Annotated in this window: 14 protein-coding genes; 9 read left to right on the top strand and 5 right to left on the bottom strand. The window is 39.6% G+C overall.

The genetic code is table 11. The features are described 5' to 3' along the window. Nucleotides 1–221 precede the first annotated feature (221 nt). Nucleotides 222–677, top strand: coding sequence for a DUF411 domain-containing protein (locus Q0V26_RS10960; protein WP_297481742.1), 456 nt, complete (start codon nucleotides 222–224; stop codon nucleotides 675–677). Between the two features lie 116 nt (nucleotides 678–793). Here Q0V26_RS10960 and Q0V26_RS10965 read toward each other — a convergent pair whose 3' ends face one another. Next, a complete protein-coding gene (locus tag Q0V26_RS10965) occupies nucleotides 794–1,753 on the bottom strand; it encodes a hypothetical protein (protein ID WP_297481720.1) in 960 nt (319 codons plus the stop codon). Between the two features lie 65 nt (nucleotides 1,754–1,818). Further along, complete coding sequence (locus Q0V26_RS10970) at nucleotides 1,819–2,247, bottom strand: MarR family transcriptional regulator (RefSeq protein WP_297481721.1); 429 nt, start codon at nucleotides 2,245–2,247, stop codon at nucleotides 1,819–1,821. A 107-nt stretch (nucleotides 2,248–2,354) separates the two neighbouring features. Here Q0V26_RS10970 and Q0V26_RS10975 point away from each other — a divergent pair, with 107 nt between their 5' ends. The 5 genes from Q0V26_RS10975 to Q0V26_RS10995 all read left to right on the top strand — a co-directional run bounded on the left by Q0V26_RS10975 (nucleotide 2,355) and on the right by Q0V26_RS10995 (nucleotide 7,518). Beyond that, nucleotides 2,355–2,654 (top strand): DUF3861 domain-containing protein, encoded by a 300-nt coding sequence (locus tag Q0V26_RS10975; RefSeq protein ID WP_297481722.1) that lies wholly within the window; start codon nucleotides 2,355–2,357, stop codon nucleotides 2,652–2,654. Between the two features lie 181 nt (nucleotides 2,655–2,835). Then, nucleotides 2,836–3,216, top strand: coding sequence for a DUF4156 domain-containing protein (locus Q0V26_RS10980; RefSeq protein ID WP_297481723.1), 381 nt, complete (start codon nucleotides 2,836–2,838; stop codon nucleotides 3,214–3,216). Nucleotides 3,217–3,359: 143 nt separating this feature from the next. Further along, nucleotides 3,360–4,058 carry a DUF2786 domain-containing protein gene (locus Q0V26_RS10985; RefSeq protein ID WP_297481724.1) on the top strand — a complete coding sequence of 233 codons (699 nt, stop codon included), beginning with the start codon at nucleotides 3,360–3,362 and terminating at the stop codon, nucleotides 4,056–4,058. A gap of 297 nt (nucleotides 4,059–4,355) precedes the next feature. Further along, nucleotides 4,356–5,660: an inosine/guanosine kinase gene (locus Q0V26_RS10990; RefSeq protein ID WP_107275822.1), complete on the top strand. Its 1,305-nt coding sequence runs from the start codon at nucleotides 4,356–4,358 to the stop codon at nucleotides 5,658–5,660. 424 nt (nucleotides 5,661–6,084) lie between these two features. Continuing rightward, a complete protein-coding gene (locus Q0V26_RS10995) occupies nucleotides 6,085–7,518 on the top strand; it encodes an amino acid permease (RefSeq protein ID WP_297481725.1) in 1,434 nt (477 codons plus the stop codon). A gap of 93 nt (nucleotides 7,519–7,611) precedes the next feature. Here Q0V26_RS10995 and hrpA read toward each other — a convergent pair whose 3' ends face one another. After that, nucleotides 7,612–11,451: an ATP-dependent RNA helicase HrpA gene (gene hrpA / locus Q0V26_RS11000; RefSeq protein WP_235865913.1), complete on the bottom strand. Its 3,840-nt coding sequence runs from the start codon at nucleotides 11,449–11,451 to the stop codon at nucleotides 7,612–7,614. A 302-nt stretch (nucleotides 11,452–11,753) separates the two neighbouring features. Beyond that, nucleotides 11,754–13,145 (bottom strand): MATE family efflux transporter, encoded by a 1,392-nt coding sequence (locus Q0V26_RS11005; protein WP_297481726.1) that lies wholly within the window; start codon nucleotides 13,143–13,145, stop codon nucleotides 11,754–11,756. A gap of 126 nt (nucleotides 13,146–13,271) precedes the next feature. Here Q0V26_RS11005 and Q0V26_RS11010 point away from each other — a divergent pair, with 126 nt between their 5' ends. The 3 genes from Q0V26_RS11010 to Q0V26_RS11020 all read left to right on the top strand — a co-directional run bounded on the left by Q0V26_RS11010 (nucleotide 13,272) and on the right by Q0V26_RS11020 (nucleotide 15,790). Further along, entirely contained in the window at nucleotides 13,272–14,132 is an 861-nt protein-coding gene (locus Q0V26_RS11010; RefSeq protein WP_297481727.1) for an AraC family transcriptional regulator, read from the top strand. Nucleotides 14,133–14,255: 123 nt separating this feature from the next. After that, entirely contained in the window at nucleotides 14,256–15,230 is a 975-nt protein-coding gene (locus tag Q0V26_RS11015) for a zinc transporter ZntB (protein WP_297481728.1), read from the top strand. A 104-nt stretch (nucleotides 15,231–15,334) separates the two neighbouring features. Beyond that, a complete protein-coding gene (locus tag Q0V26_RS11020) occupies nucleotides 15,335–15,790 on the top strand; it encodes a TerB family tellurite resistance protein (protein ID WP_080157335.1) in 456 nt (151 codons plus the stop codon). A gap of 110 nt (nucleotides 15,791–15,900) precedes the next feature. Here the strand turns inward: Q0V26_RS11020 and Q0V26_RS11025 are convergent, their stop codons facing one another. Next, a complete protein-coding gene (locus tag Q0V26_RS11025) occupies nucleotides 15,901–18,300 on the bottom strand; it encodes a helicase-related protein (protein WP_297481729.1) in 2,400 nt (799 codons plus the stop codon). Nucleotides 18,301–18,484 lie beyond the last annotated feature (184 nt).

The raw sequence follows: 18,484 nt of genomic DNA on the forward strand, positions 1-18,484 counted from the left end.
GCATCAGCCAGCGTTGCTCTCTAACTTTAGTTTTCAATCCCTCCATAGTACCGAAATACTCATAAGTGCTTTGTGTCACTCCCCTCGTTATTATCATGAGCCCTTGCTAAAACCGCCAATGGCGTAAGTGCTTCACTATATTTATCCACTTACTTACATCATTTATTTGCAGCCATAGTTTAATGGTATGCATCGCGTTATTTAGGAATATTATTATGATCATCAAACATACTTTATTAGCTTGTGCTCTTTTTGTTTCAGCAACTACCGTTGCGGAAACTACACCAACAGCATCACCAATAATCAAAGGCACGAATTACTTATCTCCCTACTGTGGCTGTTGTAAAGAATGGGTCGCACATATGAAAGATAATGGCTTTGAGTTAGAAAACGTTTACCAAGAAAACCTAACGCCAACAAAAATAAGACTGGGTGTATTACCTGAATATGCATCTTGCCATACAGCCCAAATTGAAGGCTATACCTTTGAAGGTCATATTCCTGCTGCGGATATCAAACGCTTTTTAGCAAGTAAGCCTACACGTATGAAAGGATTGGCTGTTGGTGGAATGCCTGTAGGATCACCGGGGATGGAATATGGCGATCAGAAAGACAGTTATAATGTGGTCGCTTTTGATGATAAAGGTCGAACAATGGTATGGGCTCAACATAATTAATCATACGCATCTATTGCCTTGTCATTAAACAGTAATAATGAAATAAAAAAAGCCCGTTGAGCTTGTTTTAACTCAAAAGAGATAAACACATCAACGGGCTTATTTATTGGATTCTGTTACTGAAATAAAGCTCGATTAGGGTCATCATTTTCTGCCCATAATGGATCTAATTCGCGTTTTTCAAAGTAAATTTGTAAGCCATTAAAATAAGTAAAAGCTGTCAACTCTGAATCTTTACCAAAATGTTCAAAAAATACGTCTTCGTGATCCGCTAACTCGACCAGCGTTTGAATACCCTGCTCTAATGCCCATTGAATCGCAGGAGGTGCAATAATAGTCCGATACAGCATCAATTGTTTAATATCAGCTAATGCGATTTTACGTCGTTCTTGCACTACACGGTGTGACACCTGCGCATTCGCCTGCTCTTCTGCCAGTAACGCTCGTAGGCTCGCTAAGCTTGATTCACGTTCGGCTGTCGAATAGCCATAAGTCGTTTTACAAAAACGTAAGGCATAAGGCATTTTTTCACGCCCCACCAACTCAATCACTTGCTCAAGGTAAGGCTGTGGAATCGCATACAACGCAGCTAACTGAGTTACAGCGTGGTTTAAGCTAGTATAGATAATGCCATCATATTCAAATTGAAATGTTGTCGTCACATCATAGCAAGGCAAGCCATCAATATTAATTGCCCATCCCGCGTAATTAACCCGATCTTTGGCGATTTCAAACATTTTCCAGCCACTAAGACGGAAACCTTCTAGAGCTTTACCATCCATTTCTGATGATTCAAGTTCTTCTTTGGTCCAATTAACACCAATTTGAAGATGCTTATGGTATTTCTTATGCAGTTGTTGTTTCACTTTGTCGCGCAATAAATCTAAGCTACTGACCTTTACCGCGTTAGCAAAAGCAAAACACTCTTGGCAACACGGCAGCATAATCGGCAAGGACTGATTATCATAATTTGGGACAGCCATAAAAGCATGACTATCAAAATACGGTTCACCGCAAAACCAGCAGGTATGACGGTAGTCAAAAGGCACATCAATATTATGGTATGAAGAAGTCATTTATCTGCTATTTGTAAGTTAAAGTACGTTGAGTATTATGCAAAGACTGCTCCCCAACAACAAGGTTATTTATGACGAAGATTATCCGTCATTTTATCGGCTAACTGTTGAAAGACAGCTATCTCATCAGAGCTAATATGCTTTGTTATTTTTTCTTCCATTGCATTATCAATCACAGCCAACTTTGCAACAATTTTTACACCACGTTCGGTAACACATAAATACGAACTTCGCTTGTCTGTTGGATTCGCTATTTTAGTAATAAATTCTTTTTCTATTAATGTGTTAACTAAACGAGTGATTTGTGCTTTATCGCGTTCTAACATTGTTGCTATATCAATAGCGGTACAGGGTGTCATTTTGTTAATGATCTTAATCACTCGAACATGCATCGGCGTCACACCGAGATCAAGTTGTTCAATCTGTTCATGCAATTGACGTTTTAACGCATGTACCAATTGAAATAAGTTATCTAGCGTTTTGTTATTAGCCATTACATTTCCTTCGTGTCGATAAATATATAGTTGACAAAATCAACTAAAATTAAGTATAGTTGACATTATCAACCACGCTTCACTTTATTTCAAATAAGAGTCCAATTATGTCTAATAAAAAAAACTATCGAATTACCATTGAAGAAGTAGAATCTCAATCAACTATCGCCCAAACCATACAGTTTGAATTTCAAGATAGAGAAGATCTGTTTAAGATCGTTGAAAATTTAAAAAAAGGCAGTGAATTAGATGCAATACAAGCAACAAGAGTCGGTGTTGCTTTACGGTTATTAGGTCCAGTGATGATGAACCGTAAACATCCGCTTTTTGCTGATTTTATGCCTCACTTTAAAACATTTATGCAATCACTTAAAAATACCGTTAAACAATCATTAATTGATAAGTAATTTCATCGGGTTAAACACCCTTTTTACAAGCTAAAAACATCAATACCGAGACTAAGTTGCGCATAATATTAAACGACTCATTAATTAATGTTGTCGCGATCTGAATATTGGTTTTATTTACTTGCTAATGATCTTTTTTTAAATACACTCGCGCGACATTTATTTTGTCCGTGATCCTTACATGAAAAAACTAATGGTTAGCTCAATGTTAGCCTCAACACTGTTATTAAGTGGCTGTGTCACTTTTCCTACGACAGAATCAGCCAAAGTTGGTGTCATTTGGGATGATACAAAAGCAATTGAAAACTGTGAGCGCTTAGGTATTGTATATGGCTCAGAAGGCCATTTTTATGACTATTGGTTCCATGCTGACAAAGACATGGTATGGGGAGCAATAAACCAAATGCGCATTAAGGCGGCAGCATTAGGTGCAAATACCGTGTATCTCTATCAACCGCTAGATTTTTCTAGCTCTGTGACTATGTTTGCTAATGCCTATCTATGCCAGCAACCAAAAACCGCCTCTGCCACCAAGCTTGAAGTAATACCTGATTCTAAATAACACCATAACAGTTCTTGGTTTCGCATTCTTGTGCCAAATTGTGAATTTAACACCGATTCACACTGTTATCACAATTACATGCTTGTAGTATGAGTCCATAAAGCGGTAAAATATGTGCCCTCTTTTAGTCATGAGAATGTTTAATGTCAGAACAGAAGCGAAAGGCCCTCAAGAAAATCGCAAAATGCCTTGAGTTGGGTAATTCAGCAAATGTAAACGAAGCAGCCCAAGCCATTCGTATGGCTCACCGCCTCATGCTCAAATATGGTCTAGAAAAAGACGATATTGAATTCATTAAGATGGGAAAAACTAAGTCAAAAACACTATTACCAACGGATATTAGCCCACAAATTCTAAAAATCATTCGTGGTATTAATCGTCGCTTTGGGGTTGAGTGCGTTCTAACTAATTACAAAGGCTTAAAACAAGCAGAGTTTATTGGTGCTGCTGAGCGTGCTATTTTTGCCGCTTTTGCATTTGATATTGTTTACCGCGAAATGAACCAGCAAACAGGTCAATTCCGTAATAGCTTTGCAGGAACAGGCACAAGTACATCTGAAGTTACTCGCCGCGTATCATCATTTTTAGCGGGTTGGCTTGAAGGTGCATTAGAAAAACTGCCTGTATTAAATACCGATGATGATCACGATCAGCGTATGGCAAACTACATTGATAAACAGTTTGAAAATTTAGATCGTGAAACCTTTAAAAAACAACTTCAAGAAGCGATGAAAGCACTGACAGATGATTATGAAAAAGGCATGAAAAAAGGCCGTTCTATTTCCGTTAACCGTCCAGTAGGTGGTGCCAGTGCACAACAAGAGCTTAAACGCTTAAACTAAATTTGTCGTTTCTAAACAAAAAGTCGCTTTTGCGGCTTTTTTTTTATAAATACGTCTTGCCATAGCCTGTTATAGCAATAAAGAGTGTATGATTTATTTATAGTTAAACATCCCAATTGAACAATAAAAGCACCACTAAACTTCCCTTATTAGTATCTAACCATAGCTTTTTGAACAAGTCGTTTAAAAAAACGGCAAAAGAATCAGTTTCAATGTAAGAACGTCAAAGAAGTGAGATTTATCTCTCATTTTTATGATAGAATGAATCAAAATCCCTTATTTCTATAGCCTTTAGACATGAAATTTCCTGGTCAACGTAAGTCAAAGCATTACTTCCCCGTCAATGCTCGCGATCCATTGGTTGTTCAAATTCAACAAGAAAACCCATTAGCTAAATCACATCTTGTTGGCGTAGGTCAAACAATTGTGGATATTGAAGCGCGCGTCGACGATGACTTCTTAGCCAGACATGCTCTAAGTAAAGGCCACTCTCTAGTTCTTGATGAAGATAAAGCAGAACTGCTGTATCAAGAATTAAAAGAACGTAAACTAATTAGCCATGAATACCCTGGCGATACCATTGGTAATACGTTACATAATTACTCTGTTCTTGCTGATGATAAATCCATCTTACTGGGCGTAATGAGTAAAGATCTAAAAATTGGATCTTACGCTTACCGCTACCTTTGCAATACATCTAGCCGTATTGATCTTGATTATCTACAACCTGTTTGTGGTCCTATTGGTCGTTGCTACACGTTGATCACTAAAGATGGTGAACGTACATTTGCAATTAATGAAGGACAGATGAATCAATTACGTCCTGAAAGTATTCCTGAATGTGCATTTAAGCAAGCCTCAGCATTAGTCCTCTCTTCTTACTTGGTTCGCGGTAAGCCAACCGACCCAATGAAAGATGCAGCACTGAAAGCGATTGAGTTTGCGAAAAAGAATAATGTACCGGTGGTACTGACGCTTGGCACTAAATACGTGATTGAAGATAAACGTGAATGGTGGATTGAATTCATCAAAGAACACGTAACTTGTATCGCTATGAACGAAGAAGAAGCTGAAGCCCTTACTGGCGAAAAAGATCCATTAATGGCTGCTGATAAAGCACTAGAATGGGTTGATATGGTGTTGTGTACTGCGGGACCTGCTGGTCTTTACATGGCGGGTTACACTGATGACGAGCTAAAACGCGAATCAACATTGCCATTATTACCAGGTCGTATTCCTGAATTTAATAAATATGAATTCAGTCGTCCAATGGCGAAAGCTGATTGTATCAACCCTGTTCGTGTTTACTCTCACATCTCCCCTTACCTTGGTGGCCCGATGGAGATAAAAAACACTAATGGTGCTGGTGATGCCGCTTTATCTGCCCTACTGCATGATATGTCAGCTAACCGTTTCCATAAAATCAATGTTCCAAATTCAGCTAAACACACTGCACAATTCTTGTCTTACTCTTCGTTCTCACAAATTTGCCAATACTCAAACCGTGTAAGCTATGAAGTGCTCATTCAACATGCTCCTCGTCTTTCTCATGGTTTACCTGAACGTGAAGACTGTTTAGAAGAAGCTTACTGGGAACGTTAACCAACACTGATTATCTTTTCCTAAAAAAGAGCGAATTGTCGCTCTTTTTTTATATCTCTATTTTGCTATAAATAACCCGTAGCTAATTATTCCCCCCTCCTTCTGTAATATATTGAAATAAATAATAAAGATAAAGAAACACGCCTAATAATAGTCATTTTTAGTGACTTTTCTGTCATATATACGATCAAATAACAAATTTTAACTACATCACATCGTCGACATTCAATGAACAACAAACTGTGATCAAGTTAAAGGAAAACGTTTTCATCACTACATTTTAGTAAAAGTTTTACTAAAATCCATTCCATGTTAACTGACTTCATTGCTTTAGTGCTTTGAGTCGGTAATTTATTTCTCGCATCCTTTGATAACCAGCTTATTTCTATCTACGTTATCATCGATCTGATTCATGGAGAATATTATGTCTGAATCTATGCGCGGTACAATTGGAAAGTTTGCTCTACTGTCGATGACATTTGCAGCTGTATTCAATGTCCGTAATATCGTTAACAACAACATTGAATTAGGATTAAGCTCAGCACCTATTTTTCTTTTTGCTACATTGGTTTATTTCATTCCTTTTGTTTTCATTATTGCTGAATTTGTCTCTGCCAATAAAAACTCTGAATCAGGTATGTATGACTGGATCAAAAAACCGCTGGGTACAAAAGCGGCTTACATGGGCTCATTCTTATATTGGTTTGTAAATCTATTTTGGTTTATCTCATTGTTACCGAACGTTATTGCTTATGCTTCATACGCCATGCTTGGTTATGAATATGCGTTCTCGCCAATGGTAACGTCAATGATTTCAATTGTTTTATTTGCCGCAGCGACACATATATCAACCAAAGGTGCATCGTGGTTAGGTAAAATTTCAGAAATCGTTGCTTATGGTGTCTTTGCCCTATTTGCGGTTTATGTTATCGGTGCCTTAATGGCATTAAATGGTGACGCGCCGCCAGCTGAACCCATTACACTTGAAGCCATGACGCCAACCATTAATTGGGCAACATTGGGTATTATGTGTTGGATTTTCCAAGCAGCTGGCGGTGCAGAAACCGCAGCGGCTTATCTGAACGATGTTAAAGGCGGTCAGAAATCATTCATTAAAGTGATCATTGTTGCTGGAGTGCTGATTGGTAGCATGTATGCCATTGGTTCATTATTAGTTAACGTATTTGTGGCTCGTGGTGACTTAACCTATTCAGGTGGTATGGTTGAGATCTTCACCGGTATGGCCCATTACTTTGATATCTCGGCACCATTAGTCGGTCGTTTTGTTGGTGTCGTACTCTTTATTGCTATGTTTGGTGCAATGATGATGTGGACAGCTGCACCGGTTAAAATTCACTTCTCTGAAATTCCGGAAGGTGTTTACGGTGAGAAAACAACTCAGCTAAATGAACATGGTGTACCTGTTCGTGCTGCATGGTGGCAGTTTGGATTTGTATTAGTGATGCTAATTGCTAACGGTTTTGGTTCTGAGTCTGTTCAAGAAATGATGAGTACAGCAATTAACTTAACCGCAGGTACTGCAATGTTACCGCCAATCTTTATCATGGTGGCGTATTTTGTGTTCCGTCTTAAGCATGATGATACCCCACGTGAGTTCCGTATGGGCTCGCGCCTATTTGGTATGGGAATGGTGTCAGTATTGATTGTTATCTTTATGGTAAGTATGACAGCTTCTGCTTTCCCTCCTGGTGTCGATCTTGTTAAGGCATTCTTTATCAACGTGTTTATGACCGCTGTATTTGCAGGATTAGCTTACTTGTGGATCTCTCGCTTTGAGAAAAAAGCAACTAAAGCATCAACATCAGTAAAGACTAAAATTACCACACAAACGCACTAATTTGACATGTTCCCCCAAAAACAAAAGGCCGATGCGGTTATCGCATCGGCCTTTTCATTTATAAGGTTTATATTGCGGCTAAACTATAAGTGACTAGCACTCATTAATCGCATTACGAACCCGCTTATCAGAAATCGGATAAGGTGTACCTAACTGTTGAGCAAAGAAACTTACACGCAGTTCTTCTATCATCCAGCGAATTTCTTTGACTTTATCAGGTACAGGTTGACCTTTAGGGATCTTGTTTAACAACTCGTTGTAGTCATTAACCACTGATTCAATTTTTAGAATATGAACCCGATCTTTATTAGGATCAATAGGCAGTTTTTCCATACGACGTTCAATGGCACGCATGTAACGTAAAATATCAGGTAAACGCTTCCAACCACATTCAGTCGCAAAGCCTTTAAATATTAAACTTTCAATTTGTGCTTTAATATCTGACATTGCAAACGCCATACGTAAATCAATACGGCCTTTTAAACGCTTAGAAATATTAAATGCCGTTGTTAGAATGGCTTCCACTTGCTTAGCAATCTCAACTACAGTATCACCAAGCTCTGCACGAACATATTCTTTCAATGCTTCAAAGGTTTCAGGCTGCCACGCTAAACCACCTTTTTGTTCGATAAGCTTATCAATACCACACGCAATGCAGTCATCAATCAAATCAAGCACACGACCGTATGGGTTAAAATACAAACCTAGCTTCGATTTATTCGGTAGGTTTGCATGCAAGTATTTAATCGGTGATGGTACGTTTAATAAAATCAAACGACGTTGACCTGCTTGCATAGCGTTGTGTTGTTCTTCTTCGGTTTCAAACAGTTTAATACCAACAGAGTCTTTGTTATCTGTTAACGCAGGGAACGCTTTAACTTCAAACCCACCACGTTTTTGTTGGTAACGCTCAGGTAATGCACCAAAGCTCCATGTTTTTAAACCTTCTTGCTCAATATCATCATCAGCCACTTGTGATAAGGTCTCTTGTACCTTTTCTTTCAAGTTTTCTTTTAAGCCATAGATATCTTTGCTTTCACGCAGTTTACGATTGCGATGATCAACGGCACGATAGGTAATTTTAAGGTGATCAGGGATCTGATCTAAATTCCAATCTTCGCGCACTAAGGTAACGCCACTCATTCGCTTTAACTCTTTCTCAAGAGCATCAAGTAATGGCATTTCCATTGGCTTAACACGCGCAAGAAATGCATCTGCATAATTAGGTGCAGGCACAAAGTTACGGCGTAACGGTTTAGGTAATGATTTAATTAATGCAATCACTAATTCCTGACGTAAACCTGGAATTTGCCAATCAAAGCCATCTGGTTTCACTTGGTTTAAAATCGCCAGCGGCACATGTACTGTCACACCATCGTTATCTTCACCCGGCTCAAACTGATAGCTTAATTTAAGCTTCAAGTTTCCTTGGTGCCAGAAATTAGGATAATCAAGATCCGTTACATGGCTGGCATCACCACGGAAAAGCATTTCACGTTCAAAGTTAAGCAGCTCTGGGTTTTCTTTTGAGGCTTTTTTCCACCAGCTATCAAAATGACGTCCAGAGGTAACTTGTAAATCAATACGTTGATCGTAGAAATTAAACAGCTCATCATCATCAATCAAAATATCGCGACGACGAGATTTATGCTCAAGCTCTTCCACTTCACGTAATAGCTTACGGTTTTGTTGATAGAACTTATGCTTGGTTTCCCAATCCCCTTCAACTAATGCTGAACGAATAAATATTTCACGTGATAACGCGGGATCAATATTGCCGTAGTTAACTTTACGCTTACCAACAACAGGAATACCGTAAAGAGTGACTTTCTCAAACGCATGCACTGCGGCTGATTTTTTCTCCCAATGCGGTTCACTGTAACTGCGCTTGATCAAATGCTCGGCTAATGGCTCTACCCATTCAGGCTGGATTTTGGCACCAATCCGGCCCCATAAACGCGAGGTTTCAACCAGTTCAGCCACCATTACCCACTTTGGCTGTTTCTTGAAAATGCCAGATCCGGGGAAGATATTAAAGCGAGCATTACGCGCACCTTGATATTCGTTCTTCTCTTGATCTTTCATACCGATATGAGATAGCAAACCACTCAACAGTGCGATATGAATACCGTCATAGCTAGCTTCATTACCGTTCATTTTTAACTCAAGCTCTTTGACTACTTGGTTAACTTGGTAATAGATATCTTGCCATTCACGAATACGTAAATAGTTTAAGTATTCTTTCTTACACAAACGACGGAAATGGTTATTAGATAATTCTTTCTGCTGTTCTTGAATGTAATCCCATAAATTCACAAACGTGACAAAGTCAGAATCTTTATCGTAAAAACGACGATGCTTTTCATCTGACTGTTGTTTTTTATCTGATGGACGCTCACGTGGATCTTGAATGGATAGCGCACAAGCAATGATCATCACTTCACGTAATGAACCTGTTTTAGGTGCTTCTAGTACCATACGAGCTAAACGCGGATCGATAGGCAAACGTGCTAACTGACGACCAAGATTTGATAAACGCTTACGTGGATCGGTTGCAGTAGGGTTAATTGCCCCTAATTCTTCAAGTAGACGAATACCATCTTGAATATTGCGATTATCAGGCGCTTCAACAAATGGGAAGGCTTGAATATCACCCAAACCAATCGCAGTCATTTGCAAAATAACTGACGCTAAGTTAGTACGAAGAATTTCTGGATCAGTAAATTCTGGGCGTGATAAGAAATCATCCTCAGAATATAAACGAATACAGATACCTTCTTGCACACGACCACAACGCCCCATACGCTGATTAGCACTGGCTTGTGAAATTGCCTCAATCGGTAGACGTTGAACTTTGGTACGGTAGCTATAACGGCTAATACGCGCAGTACCGGGATCGATAACGTATTTTATACCAGGTACAGTTAGCGAGGTTTCCGCGACGTTAGTCGAAAGCACAATTCGACGACCGTTGTGAGACTGGAAGACTCTATTTTGTTCATTAGCTGATAATCGTGCATACAGCGGCAGAATTTCAGTATGACGTAAATTACGCTTTTCTAATGCATCAGCAGTATCACGAATTTCACGCTCACCGTTCATGAAGATCAGAATATCGCCCATGCCTTCATCGCACAGTTCATCAACCGCATCAAAAATAGCATCGAGTTGATCGCGATCTGTATCATCGCCATCTTCAACTACTGGGCGGTAACGCACTTCCACAGGGAAGGTACGGCCTGATACTTCAATAATAGGTGCATTATTAAAGTGCTTTGAAAAACGCTCAGGATCGATAGTGGCCGAGGTAATAATGACTTTTAAATCTGGGCGCTTAGGCAATAATTCGCGTAAGTAACCCATGATAAAGTCGATATTAAGACTACGTTCGTGCGCTTCATCGATAATAATGGTGTCATATTGACTTAAAAAACGGTCGTGCTGAATTTCAGCCAGCAAAATACCGTCAGTCATTAACTTAACGTGGCTGCGCTCAGAAACTTGATCATTAAATCGTACTTTATAACCGACATGTGAACCCAGTTCACACTCCATTTCCTCGGCAATACGTGTTGCAACAGAACGTGCAGCTAAACGACGAGGCTGGGTATGGCCAATCATACCGTGAGTACCACGACCAAGCTCTAAACATATTTTAGGTAACTGGGTCGTTTTACCTGAACCAGTTTCACCTGCAACGATAACCACTTGGTTATGTTTAATCGCTTCTGCAATGTCATCTTTTTTCTGACTAACAGGCAGTTGAGCAGGATAAATAATTTTGGGACGATGATTTCGACGTAATTCTACCGTCTGCATTGATTTAGCAATATCTAACGCAATTTCATCAAATACTGCATGCTTAGATTTTTCATTTTTAATTCTTGATGCGCCTTGTACACGTTTGTGTAGACGAAAACGATCGCGCATCATGCAATCTTTAATCGCAGACTTTAATGTTTTTTCATTATTTAACACGTCTGCTTGAGTTTGATTCGACTGACTCAATGTAATTCCTGTCTTTTCAATGACTAATGATACCGACCATTCAAATACAATAATACTATCGGTATAACTTGGCGATTCGAAATTTTGTTAATTCTATCACAAATGAAACGGTGTGAGATCTGCTTAAAAGACAATTACTCATAACGACCTAATCAGCCATAAAAAAAGCCCATTTGTTGGCATTCAAATGGGCAAAATTTTATTTATAAACGTATATTTACAAACAATTACACCGATACTAATACTTGGTCAGTATCATTAATCAAATTAGCTAGCCACTTACGACCTCGAATACGATAAGTCGTCAGTGCAACTTTCACTACTTCCTCAGCTAAAATAGCGGTTAACACCCAATGTAAAGGCCACCCCAGAAAAATGCCGGTAAAGATAGCCAAAGGAATACCCACACCCCACTGACCGAACAAATCAATGAAAATGCTGAATTTGATATCGCCACCGCTACGCAATACCCCTCCAATACCCACCATATTAAACACTTTTAAAAATAGCCCCAGCGCAAGCACCATGGTGACATTTAATGACATAGCTAAGTTCGGTGTATCTGCCCGTTGAAGCCACAGACTTACCGTATCACTCGCCAGCCAAATTGAAATACCCAACACAAAAGCCATCGACACACTCAACCCAATAAAGAACCATGATTGATGCCAAGCCCGCTGGTAATTCTCAGCGCCTAATTCATGCCCTAAAATAGTCGAAGCGGCCACGGCAAAACCGATAAAGGCAGAAATCAATACGCCCTCAATCGGTGCAAGTAGACTAATGATTGCTAATTCAGTGACACCTAACTGAGCAAAAATAATACTGTAAACTAACACGCCCATCGCCCAACCTGCATCATGAATGATCATTGGTAATGCAATGGTTAAATAACGTTTACGCGCTTGAGGTGTTTTTGCTGTTTCGATATCAATCGCTAACGGCAGAATTTCACGATGTCGGTAATAAGTCACAGCTAATAAAATTACTGTTTGAATACCGCGTGAAATCGTTGTTCCCAATGCAGCGCCAGCAACCCCCATTTCAGGGAAACCATATAGGCCAAAAATAAATAGCGCATTTAACGTCGCGTTTAATAGCACAGCCACTAAACCGACATAGGTTGGCATTTTTGCTTCACCAACAGCACGTAAAGCCGCCTCTAAAGGCACGACAATCGCAGTAAAAATGATGCTCCAACCACAAACGTACAAATAGTCTTTAGCATGTACAACAAAATCAGCCTGATCGCTAATAACACTAACAATTTGTTGTGGAAATAAACGATAGATAATCGCAAAAGGTAACGTAAAAACAATCGCACACACCCAAGATTGCAATAAGGTGCGACGCACACCGTCCATTCTGCCAGCGCCAAAATATTGAGCAGCTAATACTCCAACGGCACCACTGACACCGACCACCAGCAATAAGTTAAAAAAGAAGATACGATTACCAATACCTACTGCTGCCACTGGTGATTCGCCCAGTTTTGACACCATCAGCACATCGACTAACCCCAGTAATGCGAACAACATTGACTGCATTGAAACCGGTAATGCTAACCGCCATGTCTTTTTCCAAAAATTTCTATCTGCTGATGTGCGCCATGTCGTCATAGTTACATACTCATTAACTGTTTTACCTTGTGACAACGATCATACCTAGAGTTGTTAAATTACGGTTATTCTAAGCAATCAAAAACGTTTGCCAAACTATCAACTTTAATTAAATAAGGGCTAATAATGGCGTGGTTTGAACATTTAAATATTTCACCTCGATGCCAATCAATTATTATTGATCAGGTTCAATCTTTGGCCTTGGAACAAAAACACATCATTCAATGTGGCACTAATTATGGTAAGGAGGCTTTTACTATTTATCGCCGCAATCCTGATATGCATATGTTGCTATTTACCATTAAAGGTCGCGGAATACTTAACACTCCAGCCAAACAATGGGATTTACAGCCTGACCATGTTATTTATGTACCACCAGGCAATGAGAATGGATTTGATATCAATTCCAACGAGAATCCTGAGCTTATTTGGGATATGGCGTGGGTAATGTTAGAACAGCAAAGTTATTGGGATCGGCGCTTACCTCATGAGATAACTTATTATCCAACCCAATCAGGAACATTATTATTTCAAACTATCGGTTGTCTTCAACAAGCACTGTGTTTGAGCTATCCCCTTGCGGATCAACTTTCGGCAAATATCACTGAACAACTATGCTTAATTGTTGCTAACCGCACTTCGCCTCATTCACCATTAGCATTGCAACGTTTAGAGCGTGTATTTCAGCATGCTAAACAGCAATTACACCACCCATGGCAAGTAAAAGATCTAGCTGCACTGTATCCATGTTCTGAACCACATTTACACCGTTTATGTCAGCAATATTATAGCCAAGCCCCTATGGCACGTTTAACGCACTTACGTATGGAACATGCCGCCGGCTTATTAACCACCACTTCCTGGCCAATTCAACATATTAGTGACTTTTGTGGTTATCCAAACCCAACTAATTTTAGTACCCGTTTTAAAAGCTGGAGTTCTTTTAGCCCACGTCAATTCAGATCACGGTTTCAGAGTGAATCTTAAGCATCAACAGCTCAATCAATAATCATCAAATATTTTATTTTCTATCGATGACTTATATCGGTTAAGCTTATAGTCATAAAATAAATAAGACTTAAGTACTTAGTGCTCTAAAAGGGACCCTCCATGCCAAATTGTTTTGCTTACTGTTATCGACTTAATGGCGATCATTCCAAACCCGCACTGACCCTTGATAAAATTAATAACTGGCAATCCACTGATGGTCTACTTTGGCTGCATCTCGACTATACCCAACCACAAGCACAACAATGGATTCAACAAAGTCAGCTACCTGATATCGAAAAGGACTCCCTGACCAATGATCGTGAACGGCCACGATTAAACCAAACCAAAGATGGGTTCTTCTTAGCATTACGTGGTATCGATATTGATAAAAACACCCAAAATAAACCGTCAGACAGTATGGTTTCTATTCGTGGCTATTTTACTAAAAACTTGATTGTTACCACGTCAAACCAGCCTATTGTCGCTATTTCACGTATAGCCGATCATATTGAAGGTGGCTTTGGCCCCACAACGATTGGTAACTTTATTTTAAGCTTATGTGATCATTTGGTAAGTCATAAAATGACGGTGATTGATACCATTGATGAACAATTGACCGAGCTTGAAGAGCAAGTCATGACGGATAGCGATATGAACTTACGTAATAATATCGCTGTATTACGTCGTGAAACAGTAAAGTTACGTCATTCAATGACACCTCAACGTGATGCATTAGCAAAATTAATAACCATAGAGACACCACTACTATCTCTGGCGGAACGTCAAAAAATTCATGAAGTAGATGAAAAAATCAGTCATGCGCTTGATGATCTTAATGCTATTCGCGAACGTGCTAATGTAACCCAAGAAGAGTTAATGAGTCTGCAATCAGAAGCATTAAACCAACGACTATACTTCCTCTCACTTATTACCACGGTATTCTTGCCGCTAGGATTTTTAACTGGTTTATTTGGGGTTAACCTTGACGGTATTCCCGGCGCAGAAGATCATTTGTCATTTTCAATCTTCTGTGGATTATTAGTTGGCGTATTGATTCTGCAACTCGCATTATTTTATCGTCGAAAATGGATATAACAGATAAAACTGCAAACGTATTTTTAGTGGCTTTTATTTTTATCGTATATCGATATAAACTTAGGTATTAGTTATACGTAATTATCATCAGAATAAGGGCTACAATGTTTTCAACATTACGAACTTTGTTTAGACAAGTTATGAATGAAAGTGCCAGCGCTGGCGCAGTAGATACACCCACACTTAATTTAGCGATGGCGTCATTGTTATGTGAAGTGGCGAATGCCGATCATGATCGTGACCCGCGTGAAGAACAAGCAAAAGTGCAGCTACTGATTAAATTACTTGATACCACAGAAGAACAAGCAACGGTATTACTGAGCCAAGCACAACAGCAAAGCCAGCAATCTATTTCTTTATATGAATTTACTAATAAACTACGCGAATTATCACAACCACAACGTTATCAATTAATTGAAGCAATGTGGCAAGTTGCCTATGCTGATGGCGTAATAGATCCTTTAGAAGAAGCGGTGATCAGACAGGTGTCTGATTTGATCTATTTAGATCACTCTGAGTATATTCGCGCCAAGCTCAATGCGGGTAAATTAGCCTCATAATTTCTGCATGCTTTCCATATAACATCTTACTTCTCTTATGATCAATCAAAACACTACCACGGTAGACATTTGCTACCGTGGTTGTTTTTATGCTGATTTATCTCGCCCTATCAATGAATATCAATAGTTCGACTCGCTTTCTTATATTTAATTCGCCATCCTTGCCAACGTGGTAACTCCCATCGCTTAGGATCTTGTTTACGATTTCCATGAAGATAATGCGCAATCACGGTTTTTCGGCTAATCTGATACTCAATACGGAGCTCAAAATCATTTAAATTCACACTGTGTGGATATTGATTGTCAAACTCTTCGCGTTCCCATTCAGGAATACCATTGAATACAAAATCGTCGGCACTGAACAAAGCAATATCATCAATTGTTTCAATTCCAATATCTACAATCTGTTGTGATAACCATTCAGTCACCTCAACAATTTCAGGTTTGCGCTGACAAATATCAGCTTGATAACGTCCTAATCCAAGGTACAAATTCCATTGGTGTATATCTGTCGTTAAGCGTGCCGCTAATCCTGCTAAAACTTCGTTAGCTAAAATCAAATCGACAATAGCAGTACTGGCTGCTGCACCGCTAACATCTTGCCATTGGGTATCAATCACCCGCCCAGCATAAATTCGTTCAATTGCCGTTTGAAAATGGCCTGCACTGGTTTCAATGGTTTGTCCGTATTGATTTTCACCGAGATCAAGCGCTACTATTTGTGACAACGTCACAGGTGAGATACATGTGGCTAAGACTAGATTTTGTTTAACACCCTTACCCGGTAAAGCAAATTGGTCAAATACCACCGCAGCCTCTGCCATTTGATCATGTTCTATTGCAAATAAAGTATCACGACTAAGTGTCACTTCATTAAAACCATTACCTAAAGCTTGTCGTCGCCGCTCTCGACGCACATAAACAAGTTCAGGCACTGCGGTAATAACAGCATCTATCCACGGTTGACGACGAAAAGCACTAGTAGCCTCAAGTTGAGGTAATTGCAGTACTTCTCGCATTTTTGCTGCCAATAGTCGTGCTTCTGTACGCATATTGTCATCAACGGTTAGCCATTCGGGTACAACATCTGCCCTTACAATTTTAATTAACGCTGTCGCATCACAATATTGTTGCCCTAACCATAAAAATAACGCCTGTTGATCTTGTTCTGACTTAGGAGGCTGCCACAGTTTTTGCGGAATCGATAATGCAGCAGCTAAGTCAACCATAGCTTCTTGATGACGGCGATCAGGCATTGCAGTAATCAAATGGGCAAATAAACTATCAATCGGTAATTGATACAAACGTCGCCCATAATCGGTCACCACTTCATCATCCGTTACCGCTTTCATCGTTTGTAATGTTTGAAACGCACTCGTTAACGTTTTTTCTGGCAAAGGATCAATAAACGCTAATTGTGAAAATTTAGCCTCGCAGCACAACGCGGCTAAATAGGGTTCAACTAACTCTTCACGTTGTAATTCTGCGGGCGTTAATCGCTCAAGTGGTGCAGCTTTGCCGTATAAACGCAGACAAACACCATCTTTAACTCGACCTGCGCGACCTTTACGTTGCTCAGCACTTGCTTTTGAAATGGCATGTAATGCTAATACAGTACGACCATTACGCTGGTGGGTACGGCGCTCTAACCCTGAATCAACAATGAGCGTAACACCCGGAATCGTCAGTGATGTTTCAGCAACATTGGTCGCTAAAATAATACGTTGCTTATTGCTTGCGGTTAATGCCCGTTGACGTTCATCATCGGTAACAGAAGCATGTAGCGGGATCACATCTATTTCATCGGCGGCAATGGCAGCAGCAAAATAACGACTCAATGCTTGCGTAGCAGCCGTTATTTCTTTTCTACCAGGTAAAAATACTAAGATATCTTGATGATCAGCATAATATTGACTGGTTAACTTAACGATCCGTTGTTCCAAATGCTCATTGCTGGGCATGGTTTGAGTATCAGTAGCATGATGAGATACATCCACCATGAAATTACGTCCTGTTGCATGCAAATGCGTCGCCGCTAAATACTCAACTAACCGTTGACTATCCATGGTCGCCGAAGTAGCAACTAAACGATGACTTTGACGCTGTTTTAAAAGAGCGAGCAGTAAATCAGTATCCCAACGCCGTTCATGAAATTCATCAATGATCACCGTATCAAACAAAGCTAACTGATTATCACTTAACCAACGTAATGCAACCCCCGGTGTCGCAAAGATCACTTGAGTATCTGCATCAAAATGTTGTTCAAAACGGATCGCATAGCCAACGGATATCTGCTGGGGATTGGCAACATCAGTTGTTAAATATTCGGCTAATGATGTACAAGCCACTCGTCGCGGTTCAACCACTAATACTCGGCCTAATTCGGCAGCCCACAAGGGTAAACGGGTTGATTTCCCTGATCCGGTTTCAGCCTCTACCACAATGTGTTGTTGAGATAATGCAACTAAAAAATCGGACTTAATACTATCAATAGGCAATGAAGCGTACATAATTCAATCTATTACTGATTCTGACGTGGTTATTGTGACAATATTCAGCGATGTTGTCATTGACTAGCCTTGATAGTTGTTGATTCCATAAACAATCAACACTAATTTTCAGTAAATATGGCAGTTTACCGCTACAATAATTGACTTTTTGCTGTAACTCCCTAGCCTTACAGCATCAACTTAT

Origin of the sequence: uncultured Photobacterium sp. (genome assembly GCF_947039875.1) — a bacterium.
In the GTDB taxonomy this organism is placed as follows: Bacteria; Pseudomonadota; Gammaproteobacteria; order Enterobacterales; family Vibrionaceae; genus Photobacterium.